This window comes from Microbacterium sp. 10L49, assembly GCF_056395125.1.
This window is the reverse complement of record NZ_JBFTIW010000004.1, coordinates 120,047-134,298: the sequence shown is the minus strand read 5'-3', so window position 1 is coordinate 134,298 and position 14,252 is coordinate 120,047. Positions and strand designations below refer to the sequence as shown.

Genomic DNA, 14,252 nt, shown 5'->3' with positions numbered 1-14,252 from the left:
GGGGAGTCAGCGGACGACGAAGACCCTGATGCGGATCTGCTGGTCTTCGTCCCGAGCGAGGCCGAGGAACTGGTGCTCGGCGAGCCAGCGATGTGCGGGAGCGTCGGTCTGGAACACGGGCGCGGTGCGGAAGTACGGGCTGTCTGGGTTCTCGGTCTCCCGGTAGTAGCCGCGGTTCAGGATGTCGATTGTCGCGCCGTCGTCGGTGCGGAGAAGATACCGCGCCTCGAGCTGGAACGTATCGTCGCGCTGGACGGACCAGTCTCCGCCGCCGGCGAGGACCTCGCCGCGCAGCAGCGGGCCGTCCACGGTGCCCCCGGTGATCGGCGTGAAAGCGAGCCGCTCGTTCGCGCCGCGGCCCACGTGCAGGTCGGCCGCGACGTCGACGCGGATCTCGAAGGCGAACTCCAGCAGCGGTTCCCGCAGGGGGTCACGCTCGGTCGTCTGTGGCGGGTGCTCGGGGTTCGGGGTCATGCGAGCTCTCCTTGCAGGATCGAGACGGTGAGGCGAAGGCCGTCAGGCCCACCGAGGAAGACCGTCTGCAGGTTGCGCGCGGTCGCGCCGCCCTGCCACGGGTCGCCTCCGGTGCCGGTCTGGGGGATGAACTCCGGGTAGTCGCTGCTGGATACGTGCAGCCGGAGGCGATGCCCGGCGCGGAGTCGGTAGCCAGCCTGTCCCAGGTCGATCTCGAGATCCCCTGGGTCGTAGGCCTGCTGCAGCTGCCGCTGCCCCCGCGCGATCCGCAGGGCAGAGCCGTCGGGCCGGAGGTCCAGGAGCCGGAGGAACAGATCCATGACCGGACCATCCGAAGACACCCGGGCCCGAGCCGTGACCGGCCCGACAAGGTCGACGTCTTGCGTGACGGGGTCTGATGTGAAGACGATCACGTCGTCACGGTCACCGATCGGTGCCTCGTCGGGCAGCTCCCGCAAGAACGAGAACGCGTCTTCCGCGCTGGACGGCACCAGGTCGGCGGGGTCGTGGATCCACGTCTTGGTGCTCGGCGGCTCGTCCACGTTCGCCGCGATCCGCAGAGTGCCGTCTGCGATGGCGACCAGCGCGGTTTCGCGGACGCCTTGCGGCGGCCAGGTGTCGCTGACTCGTTGCTCGTGTGTTCCGGCAAGGTTCCAGCTCACTCGTGGGATCGAAGCGATGTCCCCATTGCCGCGTACGTAGATCTCGAAGAACGCCAGGGCGGGATCCAGCGTGCGCGGCAGCAGTGCACGCACCTGATCCTCGCTGCGCTCCGAGACTCGATCGCTGTCGGGCTCGAGCAGCTCGTGTCCCTCATGGTCGATGGACTCGATCCGGAGATGGTGGTGTGCGGCCCAGGCCGGGTGCTTCTCGACCTCAGCGACGTCGGCCCAGCTCAACGGCGCACAGTTGTCCCACCAGCCGATCGTGTGCAGAACCGGAACGGAACGTGCGGCGAACGGGGTGCCCTGGGGGAAGCGTGGCAGGAGCACGGGCCGGGGATACCACTGGTCATACGAGATCGAGCGCTCGCCCACCTCCGTGAGGAACTGCTCGACCTGCGTCGCGAATTCACGCCGACTCCAGTCAGGCTCCCACAGATACGTGTCGTTCCCGTGGAAATGGCTCACGGGATACAGGTACGTCACGGCCCACTCCACACCACCGGCGCGTTCGTCGGCTCGTCGGCGCACCGGCTCGCCGAGCAGCGTGCCCGTCACTCGGGGCGCGATGGCCTTGAGTGCCGGGTGACCGCTCGCGGCTGCCGCCCACTGGGTGTAGCCGTAGTAGCTGTCACCCCACATCGCAACACGACCATTGGACCACGGCTGACGCACGATCCAGTCGAGAGTGTCCTCCCCGTCACGCACCTCGTTGACGAACAGCAGCGCCTCACCTTCGGAACGGAACTTGCCCCGGACATCCTGTGCGACGACACGGTAGCCGTGCGCCATGAAGTACTCGGCCACGAGGGGGATGAACGCGTAGTCACCGCTCTTGTCGTAAGGCAGACGGATCAGGATCGCATCACCCGGCACCGCGTCGCCGCCTGGGACGTACACATCGGTCGCGAGCCGAACGCCATCACGCATGCTCACCTGCTCCGGTCGAGCGAGCGGGCTCACCGGTGCCGGTGCGATGCGAGTGAAACGAACCATGTCTCTCCTTCGGGACGAAGCGGTTGCGGACGTCGGCATGCAGCCTTCGGGTGGGTCGTCCGGAGCGATGCGCGGGCTGTGAGAGTGACGATATGAGCGAAATCTAACTTAGTCAAGTCCGACTAGACTAGAAACATCGGAATCATAGGGATATTCTGCGAAGGTCGATCTCCCGAAGGCGAAAGGACCCGCATGGCACGTCCGACCGTCGCCGCCGAGCGCCGCGACCAGATCATCGAAGCGACGATGCAGGCACTGGCACAGCACGGCGTTGCCGGCGCTTCGCTGGACCGCATCGCGGAGGCCGCCGGGATGTCTCGAGGGCACGTACGCCATTTCGTCGGCAACCGAGACCAGCTGCTCGCAGAGACCGCGAGGCATGTGTTCAGCGACGAGGACGGGCAGCCCACGATCCTCCCGCGAACAGTCGCGACTTTTCGCGGCGCCCTTGACTTCCTATTCGGCGAAGAATTCACAAGATCCGACGCGGAGAACGCTATCGTCCTCGGCTTCGTCGAGCTGTCACGGAAGCAACCAGCAATCGCTGAGATCCTCTCCGAAGCGTATGCGCGGACTCGTCAGCAACTTTCGGACCTCGCTGCGGAGGAGTTTCCAGATGCCGGGCCCGACCGCCGCGCGTCCGTGGCCGATGGGACGCTTTCCGCTGCGCTCGGAAACGTCTTCATGGGCGACTTCGACCCGGACGCCGGACGAACGATGCGGGTTCGATCGGCAGTCGAAGTCCTCGTGGCGACACTCCTCGTCATGTGAGCGCCGGGGAGCATCCGCCAGCAAGGCCGAATACATCGAATCCGTTCTTATGAATCCACCCAGACCGTGACCAAACCGTTGCATTCGTTACCCCGCCGTTATAGATTGATCGCACGGTGAAAGTTTGCTGTGGCTCTCATCGCATGTGATTGCAGGACACTCTTGGTGCAAGGGACAAAGGCCGGTCGGGAGCCTCTCCGACCGGCCTTTACTGCGCACGGCCCCGTGTCCGCGCGGGCGGATATCCTGAGGCGATGAGCGACCGGAAGCTGGCCCTGGCCGCGTGGGAGACCCTCTTCCGCGCCCAGCACGAGATCTTCACCGAGATGTCGACCGACTTCGAGGGCGCCGAGCTCTCGGCGGCCGAATACGACGTGCTGCTCACCGTCACCCGCTGCGCGTCGCACACGGCACGCCTGCGCGAGGTCACGGCGAACATGCTGATCAGCCAGCCCAGTGTCTCGCGACTCGTCGATCGGATGGTCGCCCGCGGACTGCTCGAGAAGTGCCCGGATCCGGAGGACGGACGCGGATCCCTCGTGCACGCGACCGAGACGGGAAGGCGCGCCTTCCGCCAGCTGGCCACCGCGCACGGCCGTTCGATCGCCGAGCGCATGTCAACCCTGGACGACGAGGAACTGCGCACGCTGACGACGCTGACAGAGAAGCTGCGCCGACGATGAATACGGAAATATCTACGGAAGTCGCCGTCGATCGCCTTCGTTCCTCACAGTTGCCATTCTAGGAAAGTTGTCCACAAATTTCGTAGATATGTTTGAATGTTGAGGACGTGCGGCGTAGAATCGGGGCATGACCGGACATCTCAATCCCCTGCATGAGGCGCGGCAGCGTCTCGATGAGGTGTGGGGCGGAGCCGGCGACGCGGGTGAGCTCTCCCGCACGCAGCTGATGGCCGCGACGGAGGCGCTCGGGCTCCTGCATCGCCGGTCCGGAGCGATGATCGCCGAGGTCGCCGCCTGCGTGGCACACGAGTCCCGCACCGAACTGGGAGCGGACTCGCTCGCGAAGGAGCAAGGATTCCGCAACGCCGCGCAGCTGATCGCCACAACGACGGGTGCTACCACCGGCGATGCGGCACGGCTGGTGAAGGTCGGCGAGGCCACGGCCCCGCGTACGAACCTGGTCGGGGAACCCGTGCCGGCGAAGTATCCGGCGGCTCAGCGAGCCCTGGCCTCGGGTGCGCTGAGCGCCCCGGCCGTCGCCGTGATCATCGCGCTGCTCGACAGGGTTCGCCTGAAGATCGGCGCCGCACAGACCGCCGAGGCCGAGCAGCTACTGGTCGACAGGGCTGCAGGCCTGTCCCACGACGATGTACGTCGGCTGGTCACCCGCGCCGAGGCGTGGCTGGATCCGGACGGGGTCGCCCCGCGAGAGCAGGATCAGCGCGACCGCCAGTCGCTTCCATCTACGAGTGCGACGGGCACATCCATCTCGACGGCGACTTCGACGCCGCGCACGGCGCCCCCATCGTCGCTGCGGTGAACGGATACGTGTCGGCGCTGTTCGCCGCGCAGAAGAACCAGCTCGACCCGGACGCACCCGATGCCGACCATCGTTCCGTCGCCGCGCTGCGCGCCGAGGCGCTCAGCGAGCTTTGCGCGCACGCCCTCGGCTGCGAGAACGATGCGCCAGCTCTGGACCGTGGTGGTGCGCGTCGACCTGAAGGACCTCGCCGACGGCACCGGATACGCCACGATCGACGGATCCGACCTCCCGCTCAGCATCGGCGCCGCCCGGCAGCTCGCCGCCAGCGGCGGCGTCATCCCCTGCGTGCTCGGTACAGACAGCGAGATCCTCGACTACGGACGCCGGCTGCGGTTCTTCACCACCGCGCAGCGCCTCGCCCTCGCCGAACGCGACGGCGGCTGTGCGATGTGCGGACTGCCGCCGTCGATGACCCGCGCTCATCACATCCGCTGGTGGAGACGCGACGCCGGGCCTACGAACCTCGAGAACGGGATCCTGCTCTGCGAGAGCTGCCACCATCGCATACACGACAACGACTGCGTTCCTCTCGCAGCGCGTGCTCGAGGTGCTGCCGTCGATCATGGCCGAGTTCGCCAAGGGCTACTCCACGATCGGCAATGTGTCGATCATCGGCGGGTCCGGTGACGACGGCGCATCCAGTGTCGTCGGCGGCGACAGTGCCAAGGCCCTGCGCAGCGTGTTCGACAGCGTGCACGCCGCGACCGGGCTCGACCTCGCCGGCATCATCCAGGGTCAGGCCGTGGGCCGCGGCTTCGGCGCCGGCCTCGCCCAGTCCGAGACGCACCACTCGGCCGCGCACGCGGGCGGCACCGCGGTGAGGGCGACCACGCCCGCCACCCGCGCGGCGAAGGAAGACGAGACCGCGGAGTAACGCCACTCCACGAACGGCGCTCGGATCCTTCGGGGTCCGGGCGCCGTGCTCGTTTCGCGGCAGACTGGACGGATGACCTCTGCGCCCTTCGACCTCGGTTCGATCGGCACGGGGCTGTCCTTCGCCGCGGCCCTCGACGAGGTCACCGCGGCGCTCGACGCCGGCACGGCTCTCGTCATCAGCGCACCGCCCGGAACCGGCAAGACCACGCTGATCCCGCCTCTGCTTGCCTCCCGCGCTCCGGGCCGCGTGATCGTCACCCAGCCGCGCCGCGTCGCGGCCAGGGCGGCGGCGCGCCGGCTCGCGCAGCTCGACGGCTCGCCACTCGGCACCCGGGTCGGCTTCACCGTGCGCGGTGAGCGCTCCGTGAGCCGCGACACCCGCGTCGAGTTCGTGACCGCGGGCGTGCTGCTGCGTCGCATGCTCGACGATCCCGGCCTCGACGGCGTGGATGCGGTCGTCATCGACGAGGTGCATGAACGCGCCCTCGAGACGGACCTCCTGATCGGACTGCTCGGCGAGGTGCGCGAACTGCGTGACGACCTGACCCTCGTCGCGATGTCTGCGACGCTCGACGCCGAGCGGATCGCCGCGGTGCTCGGAAGCGACACCGTGCCGGCGCAGATCGTCGAGCACACGGTCCCGGCGCATCCGCTCACCGAGCGCTGGGCGCCGAGCCCCGTCCCCCGGCTGGATGAGAGGGGCGTCACCTGGGGATTCCTCGATCACGTGGCGCACACCGCTGCGGCCGCCGCTCGTGACCTCATCCGTGAGGACCCCACCGCCGACGTGCTGGTCTTCGCACCCGGGGCGCGCGAGGTCGCCGAGATCGCACGCCGCCTGCGTGACGACGGCCGAAGGTTCGACGTCCGCGAGCTGCACGGGCAGATCCCGGCGGCGGAGCAGGATGCGGTGATCCGCGGGCGCCGCGCATCCGACCCGCCGCGCATCATCGTCACCACCTCCCTTGCCGAGTCGTCGCTCACCGTGCCGGGCGTGCGCCTCGTGGTCGACAGCGGCCTGTCCCGGTTCCCGCAGCGCGACACGGCACGCGGCATGAGCGGACTGGTGACCGCCGCCGCCGCCCGCTCCTCCGCGGTGCAGCGCGCAGGACGCGCCACACGACAGGGCCCTGGCACGGTCATCCGCTGCCTCGACGAGCGCACCTTCGCGGCAGCGCCGGCCCGGCCGGCGCCCGAGATCGCGACCGCGGACCTCGCCGACGCCGCACTGCTCCTGGCCTGCTGGGGCGCACCGGGCGGCACGGGGCTGCGGCTGATCGATCCACTCCCCGCCGACTCCCTCGCCGAGGCCCAGCGCGTGCTGCACGATCTCGGCGCGACCGATGCCGACGGCCGCGCGACCGCCGAAGGACGGGTGCTGGCCCGGATCCCGGTCGACCCCCGCCTCGCCCGCGCCCTGATCGAGGGCAGCCGACTCGTGGGCGCCCGGCTGGCCGCAGAGGTCGTCGCCCTGCTCGGCGGGGACCTGCGCGTGCCCGATGCGGACGTCGCCGGCGCGATCGTCGCCCTGCGGAACGGCCGAGCACCGGACGCCCGCCGCTGGGCACAGGAGGCCGAACGGCTGCGGCGCTTCATCCCGCCCCCGTCCCGGTCACCGCAGTCGCCGCTGCCGCCGCAGCCGCCCGCCCAAGGCGGGGTCGGTGAGGCAGGACTCGTGATCGCCCTCGCGTTCCCCGCGCGCGTGGCGCGGCGGGTCGAACGCACCGCGGACGGAGCGACGTTCCTGCTGGCCTCCGGAACCCGTGCCGGCGTACGGCCGCCGCTCGCGGACGTGGAATGGCTCGCCGTCGCCGACGTCGCGCGCGCCTCCGGGCGGGTGGCGGGCGCATCAGGGGCCGTGATCCGGGCCGCCGCCGCGATCACCGAGACGCAGGTGGAGCGGGCCGCCGATCATCTGATCACGGACCGGGTCGAGGCGCAGTTCGTGAGCGGCAAGGTCGCCGCCCGGCGAGAGCGCCGGGTGGGCGCGATCGTGCGCTCATCCGTACCGATCCGGCCGAGCGCACAGGAGGGCCATGACGCGGTGCGACGCGCGCTGCGAGCAGACGGTCTCGACGTCTTCACCTGGACCGAGGGCGCGGATCAGCTGCGCCGCCGGATGGCCCTGTTGCGGCACGCACTCGGATCCGGATGGCCTGACGTCTCCGACGACGCACTGACCGCGGCGCTTGACGACTGGCTCGGCCCCGAGATCGATGCTCTCGCATCGGGCACACCGACGGCGCGGATCGGCCTCGCCCCGGCGCTGCGCCGGCTGCTGCCGTGGCCCGCCGCCGCGGAGTTCGACACGCTCGCGCCGGAGCGTCTGGAAGTGCCGAGCGGATCCCGGATCCGGATCGAGTATCCGCCCCATGACGACGCGACGGCCCGCCCGGTGGTCGCGGTGAAGCTGCAGGAGTGCTTCGGCTGGGCCGAGACTCCGCGGCTGGCCGGAGGACGCGTCCCCGTGCTCTTCCACCTGCTCTCCCCCGCCGGGCGTCCGCTGGCCGTCACCGACGATCTCGCGTCGTTCTGGTCGGGTCCGTACGCCCAGGTGCGCGCCGAGATGCGCGGGCGCTATCCGAAGCACCCCTGGCCGGAGGATCCCTGGCAGGCCACGCCGACCCGGCACACGAAGAACCGGGCCGCGCGCGACCAGCCCGCGCGCGACTAGGAGGTGCGCCGGCGCAGCGTGAGCGGCGCGAGAACGAGGAACGCCACGGCGAAGCACGCCACGATCAGCACCGGACGCCACAAGTCCCAGTGACCGGTGCCCGCCGTCACCGCCTGGATCGCATCGATCGCGTGGCTGAGCGGCAGCCAGTCGGAGATGGCGTACAGCACATCGGGCATCTTGTCGCGCGGCATGAACAGCCCGCCCAGGATGATCTGCGGGAACACCAGCAGCGGCATGAACTGCACCGCCTGGAACTCGGTCTGTGCGAACGCGCTCGCGAGCAGTCCGAGCGAGGTGCCCAGCACGGCGTCCACGACCGCGACCAGACCGAGCTGCCAGAGGGGCCCGTCCACAGTGAGCCCGCAGACGTACACCGCGAATGCGACCGTGACGACGGCCTGCAGCACCGCCATCAGCCCGAACGCGAGCGCGTATCCCAGCACGAAGTCGGCCTTGCCGAGCGGAGTGGTCATGAGTCGCTCGAGCGTCCCCGACCGCCGTTCGCGCAGGGTCGTGATCGAGCTCACGAGGAACATCACGATGAACGGGAACAGCGCCAGGATCGCGCCGCCGAACTTGTCGAACACGCCGCTCGAGTCCGTGAAGAGCCAGGCGAACAGCCCGACCAGCAGGCTCGGCGCGATCACCATGAGTGCGATCGAGCGCGGGTCGTGCCGCAGCTGCGTGAGCACTCGGCCCGCCGTCGCGAACAGCCGGCGCGGATTCATGATGCCGCCGCCTCACGCTGCTGCCGGCGGGTATGCGGCTGCGCACCGCTCTCCGCGGCCTCGTCCCGGGCGATGAGCACGAGGAACGCCTGCTCCGGATCGGTCTTGCCGGTGTCCGCCAGCAGCTCGGCCGGCGTCGTGTCGGACACGATCCGCCCCTCGCGCATGAGCAGCAGCCGGTCGCAGCGCAGCGCCTCGTCCATCACGTGGCTCGAGACGACCATCGTCGTGCCGGCCTCGGCGATCCTGCGGAACAGATCCCACAGCTCCGAACGCAGCACGGGGTCCAGGCCCACGGTCGGCTCGTCGAGCACCACGAGCTCGGGCGACCCCAGCAGCGCCACCCCGAGCGACACCCGGTTCGCCTGCCCGCCGCTGAGCGCCGACACCTGCTGCCCGGCATACGGCGTCAGCCCGACCTGGTCCATGACGCGGTCGGCGTCGGCGTGGCCGACCCCGAGAACGGCGGCGAAGTAGCGCAGATTCTGCCGCACCGTGAGGTCGGAGTACACGGCGGCGCCCTGAGTGCCATAGGCGACGCGGTGGCGCAGGGCAGCGGATCCCGCGGGCAGCCCGAGCACCTCGACTTTCCCGGAGCGGATCCGCTGCACGCCCACGATCGCGCGCATGAGCGTCGTCTTGCCGCAGCCGGACGGGCCGAGCAGCCCCGTCACCTCGCCGCGGGGAATGGTCAGCGCGAGCCCGTCGAACACGTCGTGCCGGCCGCGCCGCACATGCAGCCCGTCGATCACCACCGCGTTATTCATCATGTGATGAATTATGGATCCGCGCAGATCGGGGGTCAAGGGGCCATGAGGTCGTTGAGCGACACTTCGACTCGCTGACGCTCGCCCAGCGCGGGTCTTCGCGAGACGAAACGGAGTGCCCTGGCGAGGTGCCGGTCCCTGAGGGCGCTCCGCGTCTCGGTCGCGCTGCGCGCGTCCTCGCTCAACGACCAGACAAGGCCGGGCGCGTCAATCGAACAGGTAGCGCTGGATCGTCGGTCCGATGCGCGCGACGAGCTCGTCGATCGGGGCGTCGGCGATCGGCTGCAGCCTCACCACGTACCGCGTCACGATCAGCCCGGCCATCTGAGAGGCGACGAGCGTGGCCCGCAGCGCGGCATCGGGCACCTCGAGAAGCGCCGTGATCCGGCCGATCAGCTCACGTGCGAGGAAGCCGACCAGCACGGGCGACATCGCCTTGGATCCGAGCGCGACGCGGATCATCGTCACGCCGCGCCGGCGCACGTCCGGGCGCTCGAACGCCTCCAGCACGTAGCGCACCACGCGCTCGCCGACCTCGTCGCGGGGCCCCTGCACGATCGCCGGCACGTCCACATCGGGGCGCAGCGGGATGCCGACGACCTCCGCGAACAGATCCGCCTTGGTGCCGAAGTAGTGGTGCACCAGCGCCGAGTCCACCTCCGCGCGTCCCGCGATCGCGCGAATCGTGGCGCCGTCGTAGCCGTTCTCGCCGAACTCGTGCTCGGCGGCGGCGACGATCCGGCCCCGGGATCCGGATTCGCCCCGCGGGCGCCCGCGGCGACGCGTCGTGCTCATCTGCTCACCCTACGACGGGTGCACCCAGGGCGCGCCCCGGCTGCAGAACTCGACTCAGCACTCGATGACGTTCACCGCGAGGCCGCCCTCGCTCGTCTCCTTGTACTTCGTCGACATGTCCAGGCCCGTCTGGCGCATGGTCTCCACGACGGCGTCGAGCGAGACGTAGTGCTGACCGTCGCCGCGCAGCGCGAGCCGGGCCGCGGTCACGGCCGTGGAGGCCGCGATCGCGTTGCGCTCGATGCACGGGATCTGCACGAGTCCGCCGATCGGGTCGCAGGTGAGACCGAGGTGGTGCTCCATGGCGATCTCGGCGGCGTTCTCGATCTGCCGGTTCGTGCCGCCCATCACGGCGGTGAGCCCGCCGGCGGCCATCGCGCACGCGGATCCGACCTCGGCCTGGCAGCCACCCTCGGCGCCGGAGATCGACGCGTTCGCCTTGAACAGCGATCCGAGCGCCGTCGCGGTCAGCAGGAACCGGCGGATGCCGCGCCGGCGGTTGGCCTCGGCGAGCTCCTCGGGGTCTTCGAGCGCGCCGACCGCGACGAGCGACGCTTCCGCGCCGAAGCCGAGCAGCGCGCTGCCGACCAGCTCTCCGTACGGCGTGACGGCGTTGCCCGCGCCGAGACCGGAGTCGGCGAGGAAGCGCCACCAGTACATCGCCACGGCGGGAAGGATCCCCGCCGCGCCGTTGGTGGGGGCGGTGACCACCCGTCCGCCCGCGGCGTTCTCCTCGTTGACGGCGAGCGCGAACGCGCCCAACCACTCGCCGGGGATGGCGGGGTGACCATCTGACTCGACCTCGTCCAGCTGCTCGCGGATCGCACCGGCGCGACGCTTGACCTTGAGGATGCCGGGCAGCGTTCCCTCGGCGTGCAGGCCCGCATCGACGCAGGCGGACATGGCGTTCCAGATCGCGTCGAGCCCGGCCGCGACCTCCTCCTCGCTGCGCAGCGCCGTCTCGTTGAGCCGCGCGAGCTCGGCGATCGTCAGCCCGTTCTCGTCGCAGAGCTCGAGCAGCGAGGCGGCATCGGCGTACCCGAAGGGGAAGGCCGCCTTCTGCAGGGAATGTCCGGCCTCCTCCCCGTCGCGGCGGATGAAACCGCCGCCGATCGAGTAGTAGGTCTCCTGTGCGAGATGGATCCCGTCCACGTCGAGGGCGCGCAGGGTCATCGCGTTGGGGTGGCCGGGCAGGCGTGTGCGCGGTTCGAACGTGATGTCGTCCTTCTCGAAGACGATGTCGTGCGTGCCGTTCAGCGCGAGCGAGGATCCGTCGGGCCAATCGGCCCAGGCGCGGCGCACGTCCGCGGGATCGCAGGTCTCGGGGGTGAGGCCGCGCAAGCCCGCCACGACCGCGTCGGGCGTGCCGTGGCCGAGACCGGTGGCGCCGAGGGATCCGTAGAGCGAGCAGGTGACGCGGGCCGCCTGCTCGAGAGTGCCGTTCGCGGCGAGCCGCGCGGCGAAGTCGACGCCGGCGCGCATCGGGCCCACGGTATGGGAGCTCGAAGGTCCTACACCGATGGAGAACAGATCGAAGGCCGAGACGTACGCAGTCACCCCTCCAGCGTAATCCGCGCGGAGGCTCCCGGATCCACGCCCGGATGCGCCGTCGGAAGCGTCACTACGAACGTCGCACCGGGGCCGACCCCGACCGCGATGGCCCCGCCGTGGGCCTCGACCACGGCCCGGGCGATCGCCATGCCCAGGCCGGTGCCGCCGCCCTCGCGCGAGCGCGAGGTCTCGCCCCGGGCGAAGCGCTCGAACACGGTCTCGCGCACCGCGTCGGGCAGGCCGGGTCCGTCGTCGGAGACGGTGAGACGAACCGAGCCGGCCGTCTCCCCGGTCCGCACCTCGTCCAGCCGTACGCGCACGGTCGTCCCGGCCGGGGTGTGCACGCGGGCGTTGCCGAGGAGGTTGTCCACGACCCGGCGCAGATCCGCCGCATCGCCGCGGACGAGTGCCGGATCCTCACCGAGCTCCAAGATCCAGGTGTGCTCGGAGCCCGCGAGGCGGGCGGCGAGCACCGCCTCGGCGACGAGCAGCCGCAGGTCGGCCTCGTCGCGCGCCAGCTCGGGCAGCGCGTCGAGGCGCGCGAGCAGGAGCAGCTGGTCGATGAGCGCGCCCATCCGCACACCCTCGACATCGATGAGCGCCGCGTTGCCGCGGACCTCCCGTTCCTCGGCGTCGGACCGGCCGGAGAGCTGGGCGTACGCGCGGATCGTGGCGAGCGGGGTGCGCAGCTCGTGGCTGGCGTCCGCGACGAAGCGTCGCATCGTCGACTCACTCGCCTCGCGCTGCGCGAGGGCGTTCTCGACGTGATCGAGCATGTCGTTCAGAGCGGCGCCGACCTGGCCGACCTCGGCGGTCGAGGCGATGTCGCGCGCCTCGACGCGCTCGGCGAGCCGCACCTCTCCCCGGTCCAGCGGCACCGCCGTGACCGCCACCGCCGTGTGCGCGACGCGTCGCAGCGGACGCAGCGCCCGCCCCATCGCGACGGCCGCGGCCGCGATGGCGAGCACGAAGCATGCGGCGCCCACCAGCACCACCACGAGCGTCAGCCGCCCGGTCACCGCCGCCACCGAGTCCAGCGGCAGCGCCGTGACGACGCCCACACCGCTGGGCGTCGTGCGCCCGGCCACGCGGTATTCGCCGAGCGAACTGCCGAGGTCGACCGTGACCGGCGCGGTGCGGTCCGCGGATCCGGTGGGCAGGCGCGCGGCGAGGAGCCTCTTCTGCGCGGCGGTGAGATCGTGCCGCACGCCGTCGGAGGCGATCCAGCCGCCGAGCTCGAACGCGCCATCGCGGAAGATCGCCGTGATCGTGCCCGCCGACTGGCCGGGCGCCCCGACCACGTCGTTGCGGCTGGGTCGCGGGGGCGGCGTGGGCGCCGGCGTGGCGCCAGGGCTGGTCTGAGGTGTCGTCCCGGGCGTCGAACCCGGCCCGCGGCCCCCGGCGATGTCGGCCCCGCGCGCGGCCGCGCCGTTCAGGCGGGCGTCCACCTGCCCCAGCATGTAGTCGTGCAACGACAGCACCGCGACCACGCCGACGACGATGCTCACCGCCGCGACCAGGGCCGAGGCGATGAGCACCACCTGCAGGCGGAGGCTGCGAGGGCGTCTCATGAGCCTCCCCCGGAACCGGATTCAGAACCTGGTCCAGAGCCGGATCCGGATCCGGATCCGTCGACCCGAACGGATCCACTGCCCGCACCGTCCGCGACGCGCAGCACGTAGCCGACCAGCCGCACGGTCTCCAGGCTCAGCGCCGTCGATGCCGCGAGCTTGCGGCGCAGGCTCGACACGTAGACCTCGACGAGGTTCGACTCCGTGCCGAAGTCGTATCCCCAGACCGCCTCGAGGATCTGCGCCCGGCGCAGCACGCGCCCGGCATTGTTGGCGAGCAGGAGCAGCAGCTCGAACTCGGTCGGGGTGAGCTCGAGCGGCGATCCGGCGAGCACGGCCGTGGCCTCGCCCTTGTCCACCGCGAGGTCGCCGACCCGCAGCTGCGCCTCGGAGGGCCGCCCGATCGCCGCAGCGGTGCGGGCCAGCACCCGCACTCTCGCCTGCAGCTCGGCGATCGCGAAGGGCTTCGTGAGATAGTCGTCCCCGCCTGCGCGGAGCCCCGCGATGCGGTCGTCGTGGCTGTCCAGCGCGGTGAGGAACAGCACCCGGATCTCGGGCCGGATCGCACGGATCCGCTCCAGGGTGTCCAGCCCGTCGATGTCCGGCATCATGATGTCGAGCACGACCACGTCCGGCTGGAACTCGCGCACCGCGATGAGGGCGCTCCGGCCGCGGTGCTCCACCCGCACCTCCCAGCCGTCGGCGCCCAGCGACCCGCCGACCGCCGCGGCGAGCGCCTGCTCGTCGTCGACCACGAGCGCCCGCGCCGGAGATCCGTCGGCCCGCACGATCGGCGGCAGGCCGAGGAGGGGGACGGCCGCAGCTGGCGCCTGCTGGTTCATGGATCCATGCTGGGGAATGCGCCGGGGCAGCTGCTG

At 70.8% G+C, this 14,252-nt stretch carries 14 protein-coding genes; 6 read left to right on the top strand and 8 right to left on the bottom strand.

Annotation, left to right across the window (positions count from 1 at the left end; all coding sequences use genetic code 11):
* Window positions 1-6: 6 nt before the first annotated feature.
* Window positions 7-474, bottom strand: coding sequence for a DUF3237 domain-containing protein (locus AC1DCT_RS13695; RefSeq protein ID WP_441975532.1), 468 nt, complete (start codon window positions 472-474; stop codon window positions 7-9).
* Window positions 471-2,132 carry a CocE/NonD family hydrolase gene (locus tag AC1DCT_RS13690; protein ID WP_477230486.1) on the bottom strand — a complete coding sequence of 554 codons (1,662 nt, stop codon included), beginning with the start codon at window positions 2,130-2,132 and terminating at the stop codon, window positions 471-473. The genes AC1DCT_RS13695 and AC1DCT_RS13690 overlap by 4 nt, the downstream gene beginning before the upstream one ends.
* 192 nt (window positions 2,133-2,324) lie before the next feature.
* Here AC1DCT_RS13690 and AC1DCT_RS13685 point away from each other — a divergent pair, with 192 nt between their 5' ends.
* From AC1DCT_RS13685 to hrpB, 6 genes are all read left to right on the top strand, one after another.
* Window positions 2,325-2,903 (top strand): TetR/AcrR family transcriptional regulator, encoded by a 579-nt coding sequence (locus AC1DCT_RS13685; protein WP_441975530.1) that lies wholly within the window; start codon window positions 2,325-2,327, stop codon window positions 2,901-2,903.
* A gap of 254 nt (window positions 2,904-3,157) precedes the next feature.
* Window positions 3,158-3,586, top strand: coding sequence for a MarR family winged helix-turn-helix transcriptional regulator (locus AC1DCT_RS13680; RefSeq protein WP_477429831.1), 429 nt, complete (start codon window positions 3,158-3,160; stop codon window positions 3,584-3,586).
* A 127-nt stretch (window positions 3,587-3,713) separates the two neighbouring features.
* A complete protein-coding gene (locus AC1DCT_RS13675) occupies window positions 3,714-4,406 on the top strand; it encodes a DUF222 domain-containing protein (RefSeq protein ID WP_477429829.1) in 693 nt (230 codons plus the stop codon).
* A 141-nt stretch (window positions 4,407-4,547) separates the two neighbouring features.
* Window positions 4,548-5,036, top strand: a complete 489-nt coding sequence (locus AC1DCT_RS13670; RefSeq protein WP_477429827.1) for an HNH endonuclease — start codon at window positions 4,548-4,550, stop codon at window positions 5,034-5,036.
* Window positions 4,972-5,283, top strand: coding sequence for a hypothetical protein (locus tag AC1DCT_RS13665; protein ID WP_477429825.1), 312 nt, complete (start codon window positions 4,972-4,974; stop codon window positions 5,281-5,283). Before AC1DCT_RS13670 ends, AC1DCT_RS13665 begins: the two co-directional genes overlap by 65 nt.
* 72 nt (window positions 5,284-5,355) lie before the next feature.
* Window positions 5,356-7,959, top strand: a complete 2,604-nt coding sequence (gene hrpB, locus AC1DCT_RS13660; protein WP_477429823.1) for an ATP-dependent helicase HrpB — start codon at window positions 5,356-5,358, stop codon at window positions 7,957-7,959.
* On the opposite strand, the gene AC1DCT_RS13655 is transcribed toward hrpB, so the two are convergent.
* From AC1DCT_RS13655 to AC1DCT_RS13630, 6 genes are all read right to left on the bottom strand, one after another.
* Window positions 7,956-8,690: an ABC transporter permease gene (locus AC1DCT_RS13655; RefSeq protein ID WP_441975524.1), complete on the bottom strand. Its 735-nt coding sequence runs from the start codon at window positions 8,688-8,690 to the stop codon at window positions 7,956-7,958. The two genes, hrpB and AC1DCT_RS13655, sit on opposite strands and share 4 nt — an antisense overlap.
* A complete protein-coding gene (locus tag AC1DCT_RS13650) occupies window positions 8,687-9,460 on the bottom strand; it encodes an ABC transporter ATP-binding protein (RefSeq protein ID WP_477429821.1) in 774 nt (257 codons plus the stop codon). The genes AC1DCT_RS13655 and AC1DCT_RS13650 overlap by 4 nt, the downstream gene beginning before the upstream one ends.
* Before the next feature lie 204 nt (window positions 9,461-9,664).
* The gene (locus AC1DCT_RS13645) at window positions 9,665-10,252 is read right to left on the bottom strand and encodes a TetR/AcrR family transcriptional regulator (RefSeq protein ID WP_440735065.1); all 588 of its coding nucleotides are present in this window, start codon (window positions 10,250-10,252) and stop codon (window positions 9,665-9,667) included.
* Window positions 10,253-10,306: 54 nt separating this feature from the next.
* A complete protein-coding gene (locus AC1DCT_RS13640) occupies window positions 10,307-11,809 on the bottom strand; it encodes an L-serine ammonia-lyase, iron-sulfur-dependent, subunit alpha (protein ID WP_477429819.1) in 1,503 nt (500 codons plus the stop codon).
* A complete protein-coding gene (locus tag AC1DCT_RS13635; protein ID WP_477429817.1) occupies window positions 11,806-13,374 on the bottom strand; it encodes a sensor histidine kinase in 1,569 nt (522 codons plus the stop codon). Before AC1DCT_RS13635 ends, AC1DCT_RS13640 begins: the two co-directional genes overlap by 4 nt.
* The gene (locus AC1DCT_RS13630; protein ID WP_477429816.1) at window positions 13,371-14,216 is read right to left on the bottom strand and encodes a response regulator transcription factor; all 846 of its coding nucleotides are present in this window, start codon (window positions 14,214-14,216) and stop codon (window positions 13,371-13,373) included. Before AC1DCT_RS13630 ends, AC1DCT_RS13635 begins: the two co-directional genes overlap by 4 nt.
* Between the last annotated feature and the right edge of the window lie 36 nt (window positions 14,217-14,252).

Bases quoted from the DNA above. Each gene is read 5' to 3' on its own strand.
- AC1DCT_RS13650 (WP_477429821.1), bottom strand. From the start codon at position 9,460: ATGATGAATAACGCGGTGGTGATCGACGGGCTGCATGTGCGGCGCGGC.
- AC1DCT_RS13695 (WP_441975532.1), bottom strand. From the start codon at position 474: ATGACCCCGAACCCCGAGCACCCGCCACAGACGACCGAGCGTGACCCC.
- AC1DCT_RS13630 (WP_477429816.1), bottom strand. From the start codon at position 14,216: ATGAACCAGCAGGCGCCAGCTGCGGCCGTCCCCCTCCTCGGCCTGCCG.
- AC1DCT_RS13655 (WP_441975524.1), bottom strand. From the start codon at position 8,690: ATGAATCCGCGCCGGCTGTTCGCGACGGCGGGCCGAGTGCTCACGCAG.
- AC1DCT_RS13675 (WP_477429829.1), top strand. From the start codon at position 3,714: ATGACCGGACATCTCAATCCCCTGCATGAGGCGCGGCAGCGTCTCGAT.
- AC1DCT_RS13680 (WP_477429831.1), top strand. From the start codon at position 3,158: ATGAGCGACCGGAAGCTGGCCCTGGCCGCGTGGGAGACCCTCTTCCGC.
- AC1DCT_RS13690 (WP_477230486.1), bottom strand. From the start codon at position 2,132: ATGGTTCGTTTCACTCGCATCGCACCGGCACCGGTGAGCCCGCTCGCT.
- AC1DCT_RS13635 (WP_477429817.1), bottom strand. From the start codon at position 13,374: ATGAGACGCCCTCGCAGCCTCCGCCTGCAGGTGGTGCTCATCGCCTCG.
- AC1DCT_RS13685 (WP_441975530.1), top strand. From the start codon at position 2,325: ATGGCACGTCCGACCGTCGCCGCCGAGCGCCGCGACCAGATCATCGAA.
- AC1DCT_RS13665 (WP_477429825.1), top strand. From the start codon at position 4,972: ATGGCCGAGTTCGCCAAGGGCTACTCCACGATCGGCAATGTGTCGATC.
- hrpB (WP_477429823.1), top strand. From the start codon at position 5,356: ATGACCTCTGCGCCCTTCGACCTCGGTTCGATCGGCACGGGGCTGTCC.
- AC1DCT_RS13670 (WP_477429827.1), top strand. From the start codon at position 4,548: ATGCGCCAGCTCTGGACCGTGGTGGTGCGCGTCGACCTGAAGGACCTC.
- AC1DCT_RS13645 (WP_440735065.1), bottom strand. From the start codon at position 10,252: ATGAGCACGACGCGTCGCCGCGGGCGCCCGCGGGGCGAATCCGGATCC.